This is a genomic window from Telluria sp. AZSoR62 (genome assembly GCF_058111565.1).
The window spans coordinates 1-247 of sequence record NZ_JBYTST010000495.1 but is presented as its reverse complement, the minus strand read 5'-3'; the positions used below and the strand labels follow the sequence as shown (position 1 = coordinate 247).

At 57.5% G+C, this 247-nt stretch carries 1 pseudogene; it reads left to right on the top strand.

Going from position 1 to position 247, the window contains the following annotated elements:
• Positions 1-19: 19 nt before the first annotated feature.
• Positions 20-247: pseudogene (locus AC3XQU_RS24505) on the top strand (glycoside hydrolase family 1 protein); the annotation flags it as partial.

The window sequence follows — 247 nt, the reverse complement described above, 5'->3', positions numbered from 1 at the left end:
GATAAGCTTGTACACACCGGTGAATGAGATCTATGTCGCGGCGAATTTTTCAGCGCGCTACGGCATGTGGAACGAGTGCCTGTCGTCCGACGCCGCCTTCGTCACCGCGACCAAGCACCTGGTCAAGGCGAACATCCTGGCCACCGAAGCGATCGCGAACGTCCAGCCGAATGGCCGCTTTATTCAAAGCGAATCGTCGGAATATTTCCACGCCGTCGAACCTGCCGCGATTAAAGTCGCCGACCAC